This window comes from Bacillus sp. SRB_8, assembly GCF_003264205.1.
Taxonomy (GTDB): Bacteria; Bacillota; Bacilli; order Bacillales; family Bacillaceae_G; genus Bacillus_A; species Bacillus_A mycoides.
In genome coordinates this window covers 147,355-166,419 of the sequence record NZ_NADT01000020.1, presented here as the reverse complement: position 1 = coordinate 166,419, position 19,065 = coordinate 147,355, and the positions used below count along the sequence as shown (strand labels likewise).

The following is a 19,065-nucleotide window of genomic DNA, read 5'->3' as shown; positions in this document are numbered from 1 at the left end:
TAATAATTCTTTTCGACATGAAAAAGCCCTTGAGATTTAAATATCCAAAGGGCTTTTTTATGATTTTGTTTGTTCTTTAGAAAAAATTATTTTTCTGGAACAGAAAGTCCGTAAAAGAACATCGTAACTATATCTTGTATATGTTTTTCTCGATCTCCTTCAAGAAGCTGCGCCCCGAAATCATCACCTAATTTAGTGAACATTTGAATGTAAAGTAACATCATTTCTTTTGAAAGGTGTGGATTAATTTCATTTTTGCGCTGTGCTTGTTCTAATATTTCTAAATACCAAGGCAAGATTTTTTCGTTTTGATAACTATAAATAAATTCTCGGAGCGCTTCGTCTCTTTGCATCATTTGTAGTAACATATCAGGCTGAAATAACCCCCCAGTATTCATTTTTCTTACAATCATTTTTTGCATCATATCATGAAAAGGTAATTTTTCTTCTGCAAGCTCTTTATAATATTGAAATTCAGATATTATAAATTCTTGTATAAGCTCCCTAAATAACGCATCTTTACTTCCAAAATGATTATAAATTGTAACTTGAGAAACGTTTGCTTTTTTTGCAATATGTTCTATTTTTACTTCATTAAATCCGCGTTCTGAAAATAATGTAAAGGCCGCATCTTTAATGGCACGTTTTTTCTTTTCTTTCACTTTTTCAAAGCCGTTCAATACAATCACCTCATTTAAAATATACAAGAAAAAATAATTGAAAACAATAATTTTGAAATATGGACATACAAATATTTCAAAAAGTTGTTGCGAATATGAAAGATGAGGAGTACAATAATTTTGAAATATCACATGTTAAATATTTCAAAAAATGAGGTGGGTTTATGATTTTAGTTCAAAATGTTACAAAACAGTTTTCAAATGGAAAAGGCTTGTTTGATATTACATTTGAAGTGAAAGAAGGAGAAGTTTTTGGCTACTTAGGACCAAATGGTGCTGGGAAATCAACAACGATTCGTAATTTAATGGGATTTATAAAACCGACGGCTGGTAAAGCGACAATTTTCGGATTAGATTGTTGGGAAGATGCTGCGAAAATTCAAAGAGAAGTTGGCTATTTACCAGGAGAGATTTCTTTTATTGAAGGAATGAATGGATTAGAGTTTTTAAATTTGATGCAAGGAATGCGTGGGTTAAAAAATATAAAAAGACGAGATGAATTGATAGAGCGTTTGCAGTTCGATGTGAAAACACCAATTCGAAAAATGTCTAAAGGAATGAAACAAAAAGTAGGTATAGTTGCGGCATTTATGCATGATCCAGAAGTGTTAATTTTAGATGAACCGACATCAGGACTCGATCCACTTATGCAACAAGTATTTATAGATTTAATATTAGAGGAAAAGCAAAGAGGAAAAACAATCCTTATGTCATCACATATTTTCACTGAAATTGAGAGAACTTGTGACAGAGTAGCTATTATTAAAGATGGTTGTCTTGTAACCGTTGAAAACATTCATGATTTACAAGGCATGAGAAGACAGGTGATAGATGTAACAGTATCATCTCAAGAAGAAATCGAGTCTCTTAAACAATGTGATTTGCAATTTGAAGGAGTGAAAGGTAGAGAGGCGTCAATTATTGTGCAAGGAAACTATCAAACTGTTTTACAAATACTTTCAAACTATAATGTAACTGCACTTCAAACGAGAGCGACGGATTTAGAACATTTATTTATGCATTATTACGAGAAGAAAGAAGGGGTAAAGCATGAATAAACAACTATTTTTAGCTAGTTTGAAAGAAACGAAAAAAAGTATATTGAGCTATGCTACTGGTGCAGCTCTTTATTTATGGTTATTAATTTGGATATTCCCATCGATGGTTTCAGCCAAAGGTTTAAACGAATTAATAAGTGCCATGCCTGATAGTGTGAAAAAAATTGTTGGAATGGAAAGTCCGATTCAAAATGTAATGGATTTTTTAGCTGGTGAATATTATAGTCTATTGTTTATTATCATTTTAACAATTTTTTGTGTCACGGTTGCAACGCATTTAATTGCTCGTCATGTAGATAAAGGGGCGATGGCATATTTATTAGCAACACCTGTATCAAGGGTGCAAATTGCAATTACACAAGTTGCTGTTCTCATATTGGGGCTACTAATAATTGTAATTGTTACTTATGTAGCTGGTATATTAGGTGCAGAATGGTTTTTAAAAGATAATAACTTAAATCGAGAATTATTTTTGAAAATAAATGTAGTTGGAGGGCTTATATTTTTAGTAGTTAGTGCCTATTCATTTTTCTTTTCTTGTATATGTAATGATGAAAGAAAGGCACTTAGCTACTCAGCCAGTTTAACAATCTTATTTTTCGTATTAGATATGGTAGGGAAATTAAGTGATAAGTTAGAGTGGATGAGAAATATATCTTTATTTACATTGTTTCGTCCGAAAGAAATTGCTGAAGGAACATATAATATATGGCCAGTAAGTATAGGCTTAACTGCTGGAGCACTTTGTATCTTCATAGTAGCAATAGTAGTGTTTAGGAAGAGGGATTTACCGTTGTAAATTAGAAAGTCCACTGAGAAAGTGGGCTTTTTTTTGTTTGTAAATTCGAAGGGATATCTTTTAGAGAAACATTTAAGTAGATAGTCAAAATGGAATGTTTACATTTTTTCTTGTAGAAATATTCAAAAGAATTAAACCTTTTTCTAGGATACTCCGTCTAATATGTGTAAAGTTTAATTAATAGAGAGGCTGAAACAGGAGGACCAATTGTGAAAGTAATTCCTTTATATAAGATGATTGTAAAAGAAGAAACGGATGTTTCTTTAGCAAAAAAGGGTAATCACGAGGCTTTTATGACACTTATACATACAGAAAAAGTAAAGATGTATCGCATTGCGAAGGCGATGTTACGTGATGAGACGAATATAGAGGATGCGATGCAGGCAACAATTTTAAAAGCTTATGAAAATATAAAAAAACTGAAAAAGGAAGAGTTTTTTCAAACTTGGCTCATTAGAATTTTAATAAATGAGTGTAACAATATAATTCGCTCTTATAAAAAAGTAATTGTAATTGAGGATCATGATAGTAATATGGTGGCGTTCGATCGATATGAAGATATTGACCTTTGTAATGCTATCCAGTCTTTAACGGAAGAACTAAGAGCTGTAACTGTACTTTATTATTATGAAGATATGAATCAAGAAAATATTGCAACGCTTTTAGAAATTCCAAAAGGTACGGTTAAATCAAGATTGTCACGTGCAAGGGAACAATTAGAAGAGCGATTAAAGATGGAGTAGGAGGTGGTTAAAATGGATAAAGAAAAATCATTTGATGAAAAATTAAAAAAGAGAATAGAAAAGGATAATACCGTATTGCCACAGGCACTAAATGAAAAAATTAATGATACACTTCATAATCTTCCTGTAAAAAGAAAGAGTTATAGAGTACATATGATGTTTATTAGTGCCGCTGTTCTAACGCTATCAATTGTATCTATGTCTGAGTTTTCTATACAGAGCTTTGCACAAAATGGAGGGATGTTTAATTACGTAAAGAAGAATGCGTTTTCTGATTATGAGAATGAAGAAGAAATAAAGTCGAACGTCAATTATCCAGATAAGGAAAAGATTCATCAAAAGATGCTTGATTCAATTGATCATTTCCAAAATGTTTCAGGGCAATTCGAAGAATATTCTAGCTCTACAAGAATTGCTACAACATATAAATATGCGATTGATACGGAGAAACAAAGTGGTATTTCATCTAAAGAAGACAAGCTATCGAAAAAAAGCACGATGATTTATAGCGAGGAAGGAAAAAAAGAGTTTAATGATAAGAATAATACGTATAAAGAGACGAGATGGAGTCCAAAAGAAAGAAATAATGAACTATTAAAATTAAGCCCTACGGAAAGGTTATTGAGAAAATCAGGTGAGAAGAAACGGTATGATGACGAATATGTGGGATTCGCTAAGTACAGTATTCAATCAGAATTTGCTGATCTATTAATTCGATATAAAGATTGGAGTTATAAAGAAACGAAGTATCTTGGACTCGATTGCTACAAAATAGAAGGAGTAATAAACATAGAAATGCCTGTAAGTACATCTGAAGATTTGAGTGGGAAGTTTGAAATGGTTGTAGAGAAAAATACGGGGATTATGTTGAAGTTCCTTAGTTTCCATGAAGGTATGATTCAATATTCGATTACGACTGAATGGATACAAATAAACAAAGGATTGAAAGAGAATGTATTTCAAAAGGATAGCACTAATTATGAAAAATTGAAAAAACATATTAGATGAATAGAAAACGGAGGGAACTATATGGAGAATACCTCTCCTTCAAGAGAAAAGAAAAATAAACGAAAATATAAAAAGACAACGATAATAAGTGTATTGTTAGGAGTATTACTATTTGGCGGAGTTGGGTATGGTGCCTATGTATATATGCAAACTTCTAATCTCGTACAAAAATCTAATTTGAACTTATCGCGTGGTGAAAAATCAAATTTACGTGAGAAAGCTGTAAAGCCAATTACACACAACGTTTCAATGTTAATTATGGGGATTGATGAAAATCAAGAACGGCAAAAGGGCTATAATGGTGCATTTCATACGGATGCATTATTGTTAGCTACGTTTAATAAAGAAGATAAGACAGTGAAATTAACCAGTATACCACGAGATACATATACATATGTTCCAATCGAAAAGAAAAAAGATAAAATAACACACGCATATGGAAGTGGTTTCGTTAAAAACGGAAAAGATGGAGGGCCACAAGCTTCTGTTGAGGCAGTAGAAAAGTTACTGCAAGTACCGGTAGATTATTTTGTAAAATTTAATTTTGGGTCATTTATTAAAATTGTTGATGGGCTCGATGGTGTTGAGGTAGATGTCCCGGTTGAATTTACTGAACAAAATAGTAAAGATGAACCTGATACGATTCACTTGAAAAAAGGGGTTCAAAAATTAACGGGAGAAGAAGCACTTGCTTTGGCGAGAACTCGCCATATTGATAGTGATGCAATGAGGGGACAGTGCCAACAACTTGTTATTGAGGCCATTTTAAGTAAATTAAAAAGTGTAGGGTCTATTACAAAACTGGAGAAAATGGTTGAGGCAGTCGATGGTGATTTTAAAACAAATTTAGCATTGGATGATATTTTATCTTTTTATAAATATGGTTTAGATTGTTCAGTGGAGAAGATTCAACTGAACGGTGATGATTTATATTTACCAAATGGCCCAAATGGAAAGCGTGTATATTATTATAATCCTAATAAAAAAGACTTACAAAATTTGAGTAATACACTCAGAACACATCTTGGATTAAGTGAGAAACAAATTGAGGGAAATTAAAGCAGATCTTATATCTGCTTTTTTTGTTTTTGTAGGAAAAAGTTTTCCGGAATATACATTATTTATTAACGATAATCTACAGTCTGTTTATTAGAAAATATAATTAATACTATTAAATTAGTGTATATGTAACGATAAAAAACGATGTTAAAAAACTATATGGAATTTTTATGAATATTACTGTAAGAAAATAATTTTTTAATAATTTTCAATAATAACACTTTACAAATTTTAAAAAATTAGTAGAATAAGAAGTAGTAAGAATCGTCTGATAAATATATAAAGAAAAACAGAATTATCAGAAAATTCTTAAATAGCTATCGTTTAGAATTAGGGAGGGTACAAAAATGAAAAAGAAAAAAATGAAAAAACTAACAGCAGTTGTAGTACCGGTTTTAGCAATGAGCATGGCATTAACAGCATGTTCTACATCAGGCGGAGATAAAAAGACAAGCACAAACTCAAGTGGAGATAGCAAGTCAGAGGGGAAATTAGCGGCAAAACAAGTGTTGAATCGAACAGTAAACCAAGAGATTCCAACGATGGATTCTTCTAAATCAACAGATACAGTATCTTCACAAATGCTAGGGAATACGATGGAAGGATTATATCGTCTGGATAAAGATAATAAGCCTATTCCAGCGGCAGCAGAATCTAGCACGAAAAGTGAAGATGGTAAAAAATATACATTTAAACTGCGTAAAGATGCAAAATGGTCAAATGGAGATCCAGTAACGGCGAAAGATTTCGTATATGCTTGGCAACGTCTATTAGATCCAAAAACAGCTGCTGAGTATGCATTTATCGCATTCCCAATTAAAAATGCAGAAGTGGTTAATAAAGGTGAAAAACCTGTAGCTGAATTAGGAGTGAAAGCGGTAGATGATCTTACGCTTGAAGTTGAATTAGAGCAAGCGGTACCGTACTTCTTAAACTTAGTAGCATTCCCATCGTACTACCCATTAAATGAAAAATTCGTAAAAGAAAAAGGGGAGAAGTTCGGTATAGAGTCTGATACAACAGTTTATAATGGACCGTTCGTTCTTAAAGATTGGAAGCATGAACAAGGATGGCAATTAAAGAAAAATGATCAATATTGGGATAAAAAGACTGTAAAACTTGAAGAAGTTAACTTCAGTGTTGTTAAAGAACCAGCAACTCTTATCAATTTATATGATAGCGGTCAAGTTGACTTTGCTTTATTAACTGGAGAGTTCGTAGATAAATACAGAAATAAGAAAGATGAATTCGGAACATATTCACAAGTGAGTACGTATTTCATTCGTATGAACCAAAAACGTGATGGACAAGATACACCATTAAAGAGTAAAAAGTTACGTGAAGCAATTGCACTATCAGTTGATAAAAAGAATTTAGCAAACGTAATTTTAAATGATGGATCAAAAGAAGCTGACTTCTTAGTACCAAAAGGTTTAGCAACTGGACCAGACGGTAAAGACTTCCAAGAAACGTTTAAAAATGGTTTAAAACCAAATGCTAAAAAAGCTGCTGCAGCTTGGGAAGAAGCGAAAAAAGAGCTAGGTAAAGACCAAGTTACAATTGAATTCTTAAACTATGATACTGGTAATGCGAAAAAAGTTGGAGAATATATTAAGGACCAAATTGAGAAGAACTTAAAAGGTGTAACAGTTAACATTAAACTTCAACCATTTAAGCAAAAACTAAAATTAGAATCTGAGCAACAATATGATATTTCATACGGTGGTTGGAATCCAGATTATGCAGATCCAATGACGTTCTTAGATATGTTTGAGACTGGACATTCTCATAACCAAATGAGCTTCTCTGACCCTAAATATGACGGCATGGTGAAAAAAGCTGGAACGGAATTAATGAGCGATGCGAAGAAACGTTGGGAAGAGTTAGGAAAAGCTGAAAAAACATTACTTGAAGAAGATGTAGCGATTGTACCTTTATATCAACGTGGGGATTCTTATGTTTTACAACCAAATGTAAAAGGTGTAGTAAAACATAATATCAGTCCAGAATTTAGCTTTAAGTGGGCATACGTGACTGAAAAATAATAGAGTTAAAAAAGCATTTTAAAGTAGCTTAGCTACTTTGAAATGCTTTTTTTTAGCTCAGTTAAATAGAGAAGAATAAGGCGTATAGTACGTACATATAGTAGATGGGGGATAAATCATACTAATTTATGAAGATAAAAATCAGAATATTTAAAATAAAACTATTTACAAATACGAAAAATAGAGTAGAATAATATTAGTTATAATTTTCAGAAAATTAATTGTTAGCAAGGGGTCTCTCAAGGGTTGGTAATGTACATATAATTAGGGAGGGTACAAAAATGAAGAGAAAAAAGATGAAAAAGTTAACAGCGGTTGTAGTACCAGTTTTAGCAATGAGTGTTGCATTGACAGCGTGCTCTGGATCAGGTGGGGAGAAGAAAACGACTACTACATCTAATAGTGGGGAAGAAAAAAAAGCTGATATTAAATATGCAGCGAAGCAAGTATTAAATCGTACGGAAAATCAAGAAATTCCGACGATGGACACTTCTAAATCTACTGATACGTTAGGGGCACAAATTTTAGGGAACACAATGGAAGGATTATATCGTCTTGATAAAGATAATAAGCCTATTCCGGCTGCTGCAGAATCAAGTACGAAAAGCGAAGATGGTAAAAAATATACGTTTAAACTGCGTAAAGATGCAAAATGGTCAAATGGAGAGCCTGTAACAGCGAAAGATTTCGTATATGGATGGCAGCGCTTACTTGATAAAAACACAGCGGCAGAATATGCATTTATTGCTTACTATATTAAAAATGCAGAAGCGATTAATAAAGGAGAAAAACCTGGAACTGAATTAGGAGCAAAGGCGGTAGATGATTATACACTAGAAGTAGAATTAGAAAAACCGGTACCGTACTTCTTAAATTTATTAGCATTCCCGTCATATTATCCTTTAAATGAAAAGTTCGTAAAAGAAAAAGGAGAGAAATTCGGTTTAGAAGCAGATACAACATTGTATAACGGGCCATTTGTAATGGCATCGTGGAAACATGAACAAGGTTGGCAGCTGAAGAAAAATGATAAGTATTGGGATAATAAGACTGTGAAATTAGAAGAAATTAATTACAGCGTTGTAAAAGAAGTGGCTACAAAAGTAAATTTATATGATACAGGATCGATTGACTTTACATTATTATCAGGAGAATTTGTAGATAAATATAAATCGAACAAAGATGAATATGGTGAGTATTCAGAAGCAAGTACGTTCTTCTTACGTTTAAATCAAAAGCGTAATGGACAAGATACACCGTTAAAGAGCAAAAAACTTCGTGAAGCAATCGCATTATCAATTGATAAAAAAGGTTTAGCAAACGTTATATTAAATAATGGATCAAAAGCAACGGATCAATTGGTTCCAAAAGGGCTTGCGATAGGGCCGGATGGTAAAGATTATCAAGATACATTTAAAAATGGTCTGAAATATGATGTGAAAAAAGGCGCAGCAGCTTGGGAAGAAGCGAAAAAAGAACTTGGAAAAGATCAAGTTACAATCGAATTACTAAGCTATGATGATGGAACTGCGAAAAAGATTGCCGATTATTTTAAAGATCAAATTGAGAAAAACTTAAAAGGTGTAACAGTTAACACGAAAATTCAGCCATTTAAACAAAAATTAAAATTAGAGTCAGCGCAAGATTATGAAGTTTCGTTTGCAGGTTGGAGCCCAGATTATTCGGATCCAATGACATTTATTGATATGTTTGAATCGAAGAGTCCATATAACCAAATGAGTTATTCAAATCCGAAATACGATGAAATGGTACAAAAAGCAGGTAATGAATTATTGTCTGATCCGAAGAAGCGCTGGGAAACGTTAGGGAAAGCAGAAAAAATATTCCTTGAAGAAGATGCAGGATTAGTTCCTTTATATCAAACAGGAAGAGCGTACGTAATGAAACCGAATGTAAAAGGAATTGTGAAACACAACATTAGTCCAGAATATAGCTTTAAGTGGGCGTATGTAACTGAGGATGGCGGAAAGAAATAACATGAAAGCATTTCAAAAGTGGCTAATATGCTTTTGAAATGCTTTTTTTGTATGAATAGGAGAATAAGGCACATGGAAATTAGAAAGGAGTTCAACAATTGGATAGATAAATGATAGCAGAGATTTCATATTGATGAGAAAAATATAGAACATAGCAATAGAGAAGAATAAGAGGGGATATGTTTACATATAGTAGACGGGGGATGATTCATATAGTAGTAATAGTAAAATAGCAAGTTATTATCATAAAAAAATAAATATTTAGAAAATTTACAAAAATACTTTACAAAACCGGAAAAAATAGCAGAATATTAATTAATAAGAATTTTCTGATAACGAAAGTTAATAGAGAATCTCTAACTGTTAATATCGTACATATAATTGGGGAGGGTACAAAGAAATGAAGAGAAAAAAGATGACAAAATTAACAGCGGTTGTAGCACCAGTTCTAGCAATGAGTATGGCATTAACAGCTTGCTCGGGATCAGGTGGAGAGAAGAAAACAACTACAACGTCTAATGGTGGGGAAGAGAAAAAATCCGATATTAAATATGCAGCAAAACAAGTATTAAATCGAACAGAAACGAATGAAATTCCGACGATGGATACTTCGAAAAGTACGGATACACTTGGTTCACAAATTTTAGGAAACACGATGGAAGGATTATATCGTCTTGATAAAGATAATAAGCCAATCCCAGCTGCAGCAGAATCTAGCACAAAAAGCGAGGATGGTAAAAAATATACATTCAAGCTACGTAAAGATGCAAAATGGTCAAATGGTGATCCAGTAACTGCAAAAGATTTCGTATTTGCATGGCAACGTCTATTAGATCCAAAAACAGCTGCTGAGTATGCATTTATTACTTACTATATTAAAAATGCAGAAGCGATTAATAAAGGAGAAAAACCTGTAACTGAATTAGGAGTAAAAGCAACCGATGATTATACGCTTGAAGTAGAATTAGAGCAAGCGGTACCATACTTCTTAAACTTAGTGGCATTCCCATCATACTATCCATTAAATGAGAAGTTCGTAAAAGAAAAAGGAGAGAAGTTCGGTTTAGAATCTGATACGACAGTCTATAATGGACCGTTTGTACTTACTGATTGGAAACATGAGCAAGGCTGGAAATTGAAGAAAAATGACCAATATTGGGATAAAAAGACTGTAAAACTAGATGAAATTAATTACAGTGTAGTAAAAGAAGTAGCTACAAGGGTAAATTTATATGATACAGGTGCAATTGATTTCGCGCTTTTATCAGGAGAATTCGTTGATAAGTATAGAAATAAAAAAGATGAGTTTGGAACATATTCAGAACCAAGTACATTCTATTTACGTTTAAATCAAAAGCGTGCTGGTCAAGATACACCACTAAAAAGCAAGAAATTACGTGAAGCAATTGCATTATCGATAGATAAAAAGAATTTAGCAAATGTCATCTTAAATGATGGTTCAAAAGGAGCCGATTATTTAGTTCCGAAGGGTTTAGCAGCTGGACCTGACGGTAAAGATTTCCAAGAAACATTTAAAAATGGTTTGAAACAAGATACTAAAAAGGCTGCGGCTGCATGGGACGAAGCGAAAAAAGAACTTGGAAAAGATCAGGTGACAATTGAATTCTTAAACTACGATACTGGTAATGCGAAAAAAGTTGGAGAGTATGTAAAGGATCAGATTGAGAAAAACTTAAAAGGTGTAACAGTAAATATTAAACTTCAGCCGTTTAAGCAAAAATTAAAATTAGAATCAGAGCAAGAATATGATATCGCATATGGTGGTTGGAGCCCAGATTATGCAGATCCGATGACATACTTAGATATGTTTGAAACAACGAATTCTCAGAATCAAATGAGTTACTCAAATTCAAAATATGATGAGAGTATTAAAAAGAGTAAAACAGAATTAATGTCTGATGCAAAGAAACGTTGGGAAGAGTTAGGGAAGGCAGAAAAATTGTTACTTGAAGATGATGTAGCACTTGTACCTTTATATCAAAATGCTAGATCATATGTTATGCAACCAAATGTAAAGGGAATTGTGAAACATAATATTAGTCCGGAATATAGTTTCAAATGGGCGTATGTAGAAGATAAATAATAACAAATAAAAGCATTTCTAAGGTGTAGTAAAGCACTTTGGAAATGTTTTTTTTTGCACCACTTTTTTATGAATGAATATAAGTATTATAGAAAAATGAAGGAGAATCCCATGAAAAGAAATTCGTACATTGATTTTTTAGCTTATTACGGAATAGGGAGTGCTCATCCTGGTGGTTTTACGTTAACGAAGCAATTACTATCTCAATTGCCGCTTAGACACGGAGCAAATGTTCTTGAGATAGGTTGCGGCACGGGGAAAACAGCGGCGTATATGACAAAAGAATTGGGTTATAAAGTGACAGCGGTTGAAAAGAATGAAATTATGATTCAAAAAGCGAAAGATAGATGGTTGTTTGATGGTTTAAATATACAATTGATTCAAGGAGATGTAGAAAGGTTACCGTGTTTAAATGATTCTTTTGAGCTTGTACTTGGAGAATCTATACTCGCTTTTACAAATAAAGAAAAGGTTATTTCGGAATGTTATCGTGTATTACAAAAGGATGGGAGACTTGTTGTCATTGAAATGATTACCGAAAAACATATTGAGAAGAAAGAGGAGGAAAAGATTGGACAGTTATACGGTATGAAAGAATTATTAACTGAGAATGAGTGGATTCATTTATTTCAAGCAGCAAATTTTAAAAGAATTACAATTGCGGGTGGCGGAACTATTGCAGAAACAGTTGCAGGACATGTGGAAGAGCCAGAGTGGAATGTATCACCGTTTATTCCGGAAGAATTGTATGAGGCGTGGGTGCAACACGAACAAGTACTGCTTATGTATCAACATATTTTAGGGCATCGGATTTTTATATGTGAAAAATAGAAATAGAGTTGGCTAAAGATAGTCAACTCTTTACTATGTTAGATGAAAAATAATGCAGCCAAAGTAATTCCAAAAATAAAGCCAAATCCGAGTTCAAGGCCCCAGCCACCGCCGCCACAACCACCGCAACCACGACCGCCGCATCCACAGCCACTAAATCCACCATCGAATCCACCACCGCATCCAAATCCACAGTTATCACATCTGCTAATACCACCGCAAATATCACATCCGCCGTTTGAATATGCGTTATAGTACCCGAATCCTGTATCAAAAGATGAGCGCTGTTGCATTGGTTCAATCCAAACAGAATCGTTTGTTACATCTATTATTTTGCCTAAGTGAATGCGACCATCCCGATCTTCAATTCGAACAACTTTACCGAAATAACGTTGGCATGTATCATAACATCTTTTTCTATGCATGTTCTTTCCTCCTTCCGTATTACCGTAATACGATATGTAAGCAGGACAAGTGCGGCTTGTACGAATGACCTATCTATCATAATTGTTATACGAAAGGGGAAATATACGAACAGGATACATAACGAGGAGGAAGAGAAATGAAATCTACAGACCAATTTCAGACGTACGAAATTCCTTGGGAGGAATTAATAGAAGCACTGCGAGGTGAAATGAAGAAACAAGTAGGGGCGGATATTATTGATACGGTCGTATGTAATTTGAAAGATGGTTTTGAAGTGTATACATATGTGCAGGGTGATTTGGATTTCGAGTATACAGAAGCTCTTGAACGAAAATATGGAAGTGACGGGAAAATCCCTAATTTGTTAACAGTTATGCTGGTAGCTAGCATTTATAATACGGGTGAAGAGAATATACGTTTACATGCAGATCAAAAGGAAAATCCGATTGTTGAAGTATATGTGAAGAAGTAAAGAGTGCGCTAATTATAGCGTGCTCTTTATTTCTTGTATTGAAAAGAAAATCAAACTTTAATGGTGGAATTTATAGCGGGAAAAGTATGAAATCTATGTGTTATTTCAGATATATAATAAGGAAAAAATTCGAAATAAAATATGGGAGTAGTTCATTTTTGTTTACATAATGTAATTGCTGTGAACTGTTGTCCTAAAATACAAGTCATATATCTTGTTTCCTCTCATAAATTTAAACATAGGAATTTGTCTACAAAGGTGGCGAAGCCTCATCATGAAAATTCGAATTTGTGCCACGTTCATGCTGTTTCTATTTATATGTTTACCTTTTTCAGTTTTTGCAAAAGGAGAGGAGGCAAAGGAAAGGGTCGTTTCACTTGTATATGATGATTCGGGCAGCATGAGAAATAACGATCGCTGGAAGTATGCCAATTACGCCTTGCAAAGTTTAGTTGCGCTATTAGATGAGAAAGATAAATTTTCTTACGTTCCAATGAGTAAGCCGGATGCTCCATTAAACATTTCATTAACAAAGGATCAAAGGCAAACAGAAATTGAGGGGATTGGGGCGTGGAAAACATATTTAAATACTCCATTTAGCGCAGTAGAAACGGCGATGCAATCTATAGAGAAGGAAGCAGATATAGATGGAAAACGTGAATTTTGGCTTATTGTATTAACTGACGGGGCATTTAATGATTTGGAGAAAGATAAGATTGGCGGAAAAGAACAAATTACACAGAAGTTAGCACAGTTTAAGAAAGAGATGGATTCTAAAAAGATCTCTTTACACCCAGTCTTAATCACGATGGAAGAGGATTTAGGGCAGCAAGAGAAGCTGCAGTTAAATACGTTTAAAGAGATTTGGAAAAAAGAAATGAATGGAGTTGTCATGCCGTCTAGCGGTGAGGATGGTATTGTACAAAGTGTGAATCAAGTGGCAGCATTAGTTGCAAATCGTGATCCATTTTCTTCTGTTGAATCGATTGTCAAAACGAAAATAGTAGGAAAAAAAGTAGAGATTACAACACCGTTTCCATTAAAGCGTATGACGCTTGTACGACAATCACCTTCTTTGTCTAATTATAAAGTTATGCAACTTTCCAAACCGTTACAATTGCAGTCTTCTTTTTCTATACATGCACCAGGAGAAGCTAAATTATTCGGAAATATAGTGCATGTAAGTACAGCGAATCAGGAAGTGATTAAGCCAGGGACATATACGATAGAAGTGGATCAGGACATTGAGAAAGAGGGATTACAAGTACTTGTTGAACCAGCGCTTAATTATACTGTTTTTACGTACGACAAAGATGATAAAGATAGAAAAAATGTTGAGAAAATGTATGAAGGTGTGACAGCTGTTATTGAAGCGAAACCTACTGAATTACCAATTCAAACTTCTTATTTCGAAGCAGAAGTAGAAATAGACGGAAAGCAGTATCCGATGAAGTGGGATGATAAAAGACATGTGTTTTATTACGAGACAAAGGTTGGTAAAGAGTTAGTACGCGGGAAAGTCCATATGAATATAAAGGGATTTTATAGACAGACGAAAGAATTCAAGATTGAACCAGCTGAAAAACCAAAATTAACACTTCAAGCTGTTACGAAAGATTATGAAGAAAAGGTAACAAATTTAGAAAATAGTAAACCATTTATTTTACAGCCCCAGTTAAATGGTAAACCGATGACAGAAGAGGCTGTAAAGAAACTATTAAAATCTACTGGTGTCACATCGAATCAATCGATCAACTATGAATTAAAACAGCATGGTAGTCAAGTTTATGTTTATCCTCGACCTTATTACTCCGACACATTCAATTTTACAGATACCGGCACCGTAGAGGCTACCATCACGATCAATGATTCAAAATTACAAGAAGTAAAGGAAAAGATCGTACTGCACATTGAAAATGCGCCGTTTTTTGAGAAGTATGCGCTCGTTTTTAAATTTGTAATTCCTATTACTTTATTACTTTTAATAGTAGGAATTATTATTTTAGGATGGATTGTTCGTCCGAGATTTCATCGGAAAGCATTACTATATTACGAATGGGATCAAGAAGTAGCGAAAGATTGGCTTTATCAATCTGAACCAGAGTTACTTAAAAATAAATGGTGGAAGCACTATTTTGGCATTCCATTTCGAGCAGAAAGAAAGGCGGTGCAATCTGTAACATTAATAGCGAAAAAAGGATCGAAATCTATATTTGTAGCAAAAGAATCGCAAGTGGTTGGGATGATTATTGATGGGATGTTTATAACAGAGGAAGAGGTAGGAATGGAGCATAAGACGTTGTATCCCAATGAACTTTTAGTAATTGATAGAGGATATGGTAAGGAGATTTACCGGTACGAATGTGAATAGTAGATAGGGTGTAAGAGGGGCGGAGGAGGCCCGGCTCTCTTTATTCTTCTTTTCAAACAAGCAAGAATAGGAAGGTGGTTCACATGACATTACAAGTTCCAACAATTTTAATTGGCTTAGGTGGAATCGGTAGTACTGTCACACATCAAATATATGAAAGATTACCTGAGGAGCGTCGTAAAAAGGTAGCGATGCATGTATTTGATACAGATGTGAATACATTGAGTAAATTTGATCATATTCGGAAGTTTAAGACGCAAACGAGCTCGAGTAAAACACCGAGAGAGTATATTGCGGGAGATCCAACGATTCCAGAGTGGTTTCCGATGGATCCGACTATACTTGATAAACCGTTAACAGAAGGGGCTGGACAGTTACGCGTCATTTCACGGTTAGCGTTACGTGCTGCGATGAAAGAAGATAAACTCACATCGTTTTGGCAAGAAATCGAGAAGATTTTTCCAGTTACAAGTGATCAGACCGAATATGGTGTACGTGTCATTATTGTAACATCACTAGCCGGCGGAACAGGTTCAGGGATGTTTTTACAAATCGCATTATATTTGCGTGAGATGCTCCGGAAGAAATTGCAGCATCATAACATTTTAATTCGCGGTGCTTTTTTAATGCCGGATGTTTTAGTTAAGACGAGAACGGTTAGTGCGAAAGAGTTTGAAACTGTGCAAGCGAATGGTTATGCATCGTTAAAAGAGTTGCACGCTATTACGCTTGGGTCGACTGGTGAATTATCAAAACGAGGCGGCGTAACGATTGAATTAGAATATCGTCCTGATCAAGTGGATGAAGATGGAAGAACAAACCATACGATAAAGCAGCATCATTTACCGTACAATTATTGTTTCTTATATGATTATGAAAATTTACATGGGCACCATTTGCACAATTTATCGGATTATATGGAGCAAATGGCAAATACGATTTATTTACAGTTATTTAGTCCAATGTCTGCAAATCATTTTGCCCAAGAAGATAATCAAATTCAGCAATTGGCAGAATCGAGTGGGAAAGGGAGATATTGCGGAGCAGGAACGGCAAAACTTATTTATCCGTATGAGCACGTTTTGAAATACTGTGCTTTAAAATGGGCGGTGCAAGGTTTAGATGAATCTTGGCTTCATTTAGATCAACTATTTCAAGAGAAGAGGCAAAGATACGATCAAGATGTAAAACGCGGTATGCAGCGTGAAAAGCCAGAGCGCGGGAAAAGTTATTTAGAAGACTTAGAGCATCTTGCTACTCGGCCAGAACAAGCTCATATTTTTTATAGACAAATGTACCATGAAACACGTGAAGGGGCAGAGGGTGGTAAGCTCGGTGTTGCAAAATCAAAATTGTTTTTAGATGCTGTAGAGAGTTACGTACACCGTACAGTGCAAAAAGATGAGGAATTAAACCGCCTGCAGCATGAGTGCAAAATATCGGCTGCGAAGCTTAAAATGATGGAACAAATGAAGGGGGAAGTAGCGAGAGTTGATCATGCGGTTCGTTTATATGCTTATGCCATTCCGAGCCGTGTACATGAGCATGTTACTACCCTTTTATATGACATGATCGAATCAGACCGCTTTATACCGAGTGGCTCAGAAGGACAGTCTTACCAATTAAATACATGGTTTTTAAAGAAAACGGATCCAGTTCATCCAGTTGCAGCACGTTTTATGCTGTATGAAATTCGTAAGCAGTTAGTAGAGAAGATGAATCGACTACATGAAAATAATGAACAAAAGCGTAATTTAATTCAAAACTACGATAAGAAATTTAATGTGAGTAATATTGATGGAACTGTAACGGCTGTTCGCCGCGTTGAAATTGCGCAGCAACAAGGCTGGTTTGGAAAAATGATTAATAATCAGCAACGTTTGTTTAAAAAAGAATTTGAAGATATTGTAACGCAGTACGTACACAAATTAAGTGAGTATCGTAAAGAAATGTTGTTAGAACTCGTGTATCAATCGCTATACCAAGCAGTTGATAAAATGATTCAATATTGGGAAAGATTCTTTGATAATTTATACGAAACACGTGAAAATTTATTGTTTGAAATCCAAAAGCGAAGCAAGGAATTTGAGGGGAAAACGAACCCGACGAATGTATACGTATTAGCTGAAGAGAAATTGCAAGAAAAGATTTGGCAAGATATGCAGCAACATTTAAATTTAGGTGTATTACCGAAAGATATATCGTCCGAAATTTATATGAGCTTGTACGGGGAATATTGTCGTGATGCGAAAGCCGAAGAAATTCAGTCGAAAAAGGTGGAAGACTTCTATCGTGAACATATATTGAGTTATTGTTATGACGAACTTCAAGTGCGCTATCGTGACAAATTAGAGCTTAATATCGTTGAAGCATTGCGAAAAGAAGCAGATTTCAAGAAGCGTGATCGTGATGAATACGTTCGTGAAAAAATTGAAGATCTTTTCCATTTAGCAAGTCCGTTCGTTCCGAAAGTTTCTCATCATAGAGAATTACAATATTGGGGCGTACATCCATCTTTAAAACAAGAATTGCAAGAAGAGTTATTGCAAGAAATGTTTAAAGAAAAAGATACGGTAAACGAGGCGTTTTCACCATTTGAAGTGATTTGTTATCGTGCTCATTACGGATTATCGCTACAAGATTTTCCTAAGCTTTCATCTGGACATATTGCGAATGGTTTTATGAACGATAAAGGTGATTATTTTCAATCGTATTATCGCCGCCTGAACAAATTAAATAGTAAAAAATCTAGTTTGACGCCGCATTTAGATAAATATTGGCACTTACCAGCCTTTATGCCAGACTTGAATGCAACGCAAACGAAGTTAGATTACGACAAATGTAATCGTGCTCTTCTATACGCGTATATGTATCGCTGGATTAGCTTAGTTGCTGTTGATGGACAATTCGTGTATCAATATAACGGTGTCGGCCGTAGCTTTTTAATTCAGTCGATGGGGAAAAATATTTCAAGTGAAAGTTATAAGTTGCACAGAGCATTGCTTCATAATCCGTTTATTTATGAAAACATCTTGTCACGATTTGAAGAAGAACAAGAAAAGGCAATGATACAAGGTGGACATTTATATACACATGCATTTGTATTAGGCGCTCAAGATATAAGATGGCTCCGTAAAGAGCATGTTCATAATATTTTAGATATGATTTTAATGTATGACCGTGAGGCAAAATATGACCCGACGTTAGAAGAAACATCTGACGATTTGTTAAGGTTATTCCTTGATGAAATTGAGCTGTATTTCCAAAACTATTACGGAACAGGTGCAGATATGGTTGCAAAGAAAGAGAAAGAGATGTTTATGAAACAATTGTGGGATCGTTCGTATGCGAAAGGGTATGTGGATCCAAATAGTGCGCCTTATAAAAAATGGCAAAATATATTACATGTTCCCGATGAAGAAGAAGTGCCAAAAACGAATGTATAATGAATGAAAAGGGAATCCTTAAGAAT

The 19,065-nt window shown here is 34.4% G+C and carries 13 protein-coding genes and 1 pseudogene; 12 read left to right on the top strand and 2 right to left on the bottom strand.

The window, feature by feature from the left end; all coding sequences use genetic code 11:
- Positions 1–86: 86 nt before the first annotated feature.
- A complete protein-coding gene (locus tag B5P40_RS19090) occupies positions 87–680 on the bottom strand; it encodes a TetR/AcrR family transcriptional regulator (RefSeq protein WP_044439934.1) in 594 nt (197 codons plus the stop codon).
- A gap of 164 nt (positions 681–844) precedes the next feature.
- Between B5P40_RS19090 and B5P40_RS19085 the strand changes: the two genes are divergently transcribed.
- The 9 genes and pseudogenes from B5P40_RS19085 (at position 845) to B5P40_RS19045 (ending at position 12,324) form a co-directional block, all read left to right on the top strand.
- The gene (locus B5P40_RS19085; RefSeq protein WP_113709648.1) at positions 845–1,738 is read left to right on the top strand and encodes an ABC transporter ATP-binding protein; all 894 of its coding nucleotides are present in this window, start codon (positions 845–847) and stop codon (positions 1,736–1,738) included.
- Complete coding sequence (locus tag B5P40_RS19080) at positions 1,731–2,537, top strand: ABC transporter permease subunit (RefSeq protein ID WP_113709647.1); 807 nt, start codon at positions 1,731–1,733, stop codon at positions 2,535–2,537. Before B5P40_RS19085 ends, B5P40_RS19080 begins: the two co-directional genes overlap by 8 nt.
- Positions 2,538–2,746: 209 nt before the next feature.
- Positions 2,747–3,280 carry an RNA polymerase sigma factor gene (locus tag B5P40_RS19075; protein ID WP_098777403.1) on the top strand — a complete coding sequence of 178 codons (534 nt, stop codon included), beginning with the start codon at positions 2,747–2,749 and terminating at the stop codon, positions 3,278–3,280.
- Between the two features lie 12 nt (positions 3,281–3,292).
- Positions 3,293–4,292: pseudogene (locus tag B5P40_RS19070) on the top strand (anti-sigma factor).
- 17 nt (positions 4,293–4,309) lie between these two features.
- Complete coding sequence (locus B5P40_RS19065) at positions 4,310–5,347, top strand: LCP family protein (protein ID WP_113709645.1); 1,038 nt, start codon at positions 4,310–4,312, stop codon at positions 5,345–5,347.
- 347 nt (positions 5,348–5,694) lie between these two features.
- Positions 5,695–7,392, top strand: a complete 1,698-nt coding sequence (locus B5P40_RS19060; RefSeq protein WP_002066447.1) for a peptide ABC transporter substrate-binding protein — start codon at positions 5,695–5,697, stop codon at positions 7,390–7,392.
- Positions 7,393–7,673: 281 nt separating this feature from the next.
- Positions 7,674–9,389 (top strand): peptide ABC transporter substrate-binding protein, encoded by a 1,716-nt coding sequence (locus tag B5P40_RS19055; RefSeq protein ID WP_113709644.1) that lies wholly within the window; start codon positions 7,674–7,676, stop codon positions 9,387–9,389.
- A gap of 400 nt (positions 9,390–9,789) precedes the next feature.
- Positions 9,790–11,493 (top strand): peptide ABC transporter substrate-binding protein, encoded by a 1,704-nt coding sequence (locus B5P40_RS19050; RefSeq protein WP_113709643.1) that lies wholly within the window; start codon positions 9,790–9,792, stop codon positions 11,491–11,493.
- A gap of 111 nt (positions 11,494–11,604) precedes the next feature.
- The gene (locus B5P40_RS19045) at positions 11,605–12,324 is read left to right on the top strand and encodes a class I SAM-dependent methyltransferase (RefSeq protein ID WP_113709642.1); all 720 of its coding nucleotides are present in this window, start codon (positions 11,605–11,607) and stop codon (positions 12,322–12,324) included.
- Between the two features lie 38 nt (positions 12,325–12,362).
- Here the strand turns inward: B5P40_RS19045 and B5P40_RS19040 are convergent, their stop codons facing one another.
- On the bottom strand, positions 12,363–12,749 hold the full coding sequence (locus B5P40_RS19040) for a hypothetical protein (protein WP_002128474.1): 387 nt from the start codon (positions 12,747–12,749) through the stop codon (positions 12,363–12,365).
- Between the two features lie 137 nt (positions 12,750–12,886).
- Between B5P40_RS19040 and B5P40_RS19035 the strand changes: the two genes are divergently transcribed.
- The 3 genes from B5P40_RS19035 to B5P40_RS19025 all read left to right on the top strand — a co-directional run bounded on the left by B5P40_RS19035 (position 12,887) and on the right by B5P40_RS19025 (position 19,039).
- Positions 12,887–13,222: a hypothetical protein gene (locus tag B5P40_RS19035; protein ID WP_002190357.1), complete on the top strand. Its 336-nt coding sequence runs from the start codon at positions 12,887–12,889 to the stop codon at positions 13,220–13,222.
- A 274-nt stretch (positions 13,223–13,496) separates the two neighbouring features.
- On the top strand, positions 13,497–15,593 hold the full coding sequence (locus B5P40_RS19030) for a vWA domain-containing protein (RefSeq protein ID WP_113709641.1): 2,097 nt from the start codon (positions 13,497–13,499) through the stop codon (positions 15,591–15,593).
- A gap of 83 nt (positions 15,594–15,676) precedes the next feature.
- Positions 15,677–19,039: a tubulin-like doman-containing protein gene (locus B5P40_RS19025; RefSeq protein WP_113709640.1), complete on the top strand. Its 3,363-nt coding sequence runs from the start codon at positions 15,677–15,679 to the stop codon at positions 19,037–19,039.
- Positions 19,040–19,065 lie beyond the last annotated feature (26 nt).

Coding starts and splice junctions, on each gene's coding strand:
- B5P40_RS19085 (WP_113709648.1), top strand. CDS start 845: ATGATTTTAGTTCAAAATGTTACAAAACAGTTTTCAAATGGAAAAGGC.
- B5P40_RS19080 (WP_113709647.1), top strand. CDS start 1,731: ATGAATAAACAACTATTTTTAGCTAGTTTGAAAGAAACGAAAAAAAGT.
- B5P40_RS19065 (WP_113709645.1), top strand. CDS start 4,310: ATGGAGAATACCTCTCCTTCAAGAGAAAAGAAAAATAAACGAAAATAT.
- B5P40_RS19060 (WP_002066447.1), top strand. CDS start 5,695: ATGAAAAAGAAAAAAATGAAAAAACTAACAGCAGTTGTAGTACCGGTT.
- B5P40_RS19055 (WP_113709644.1), top strand. CDS start 7,674: ATGAAGAGAAAAAAGATGAAAAAGTTAACAGCGGTTGTAGTACCAGTT.
- B5P40_RS19050 (WP_113709643.1), top strand. CDS start 9,790: ATGAAGAGAAAAAAGATGACAAAATTAACAGCGGTTGTAGCACCAGTT.
- B5P40_RS19045 (WP_113709642.1), top strand. CDS start 11,605: ATGAAAAGAAATTCGTACATTGATTTTTTAGCTTATTACGGAATAGGG.
- B5P40_RS19040 (WP_002128474.1), bottom strand. CDS start 12,749: ATGCATAGAAAAAGATGTTATGATACATGCCAACGTTATTTCGGTAAA.
- B5P40_RS19035 (WP_002190357.1), top strand. CDS start 12,887: ATGAAATCTACAGACCAATTTCAGACGTACGAAATTCCTTGGGAGGAA.
- B5P40_RS19030 (WP_113709641.1), top strand. CDS start 13,497: ATGAAAATTCGAATTTGTGCCACGTTCATGCTGTTTCTATTTATATGT.
- B5P40_RS19025 (WP_113709640.1), top strand. CDS start 15,677: ATGACATTACAAGTTCCAACAATTTTAATTGGCTTAGGTGGAATCGGT.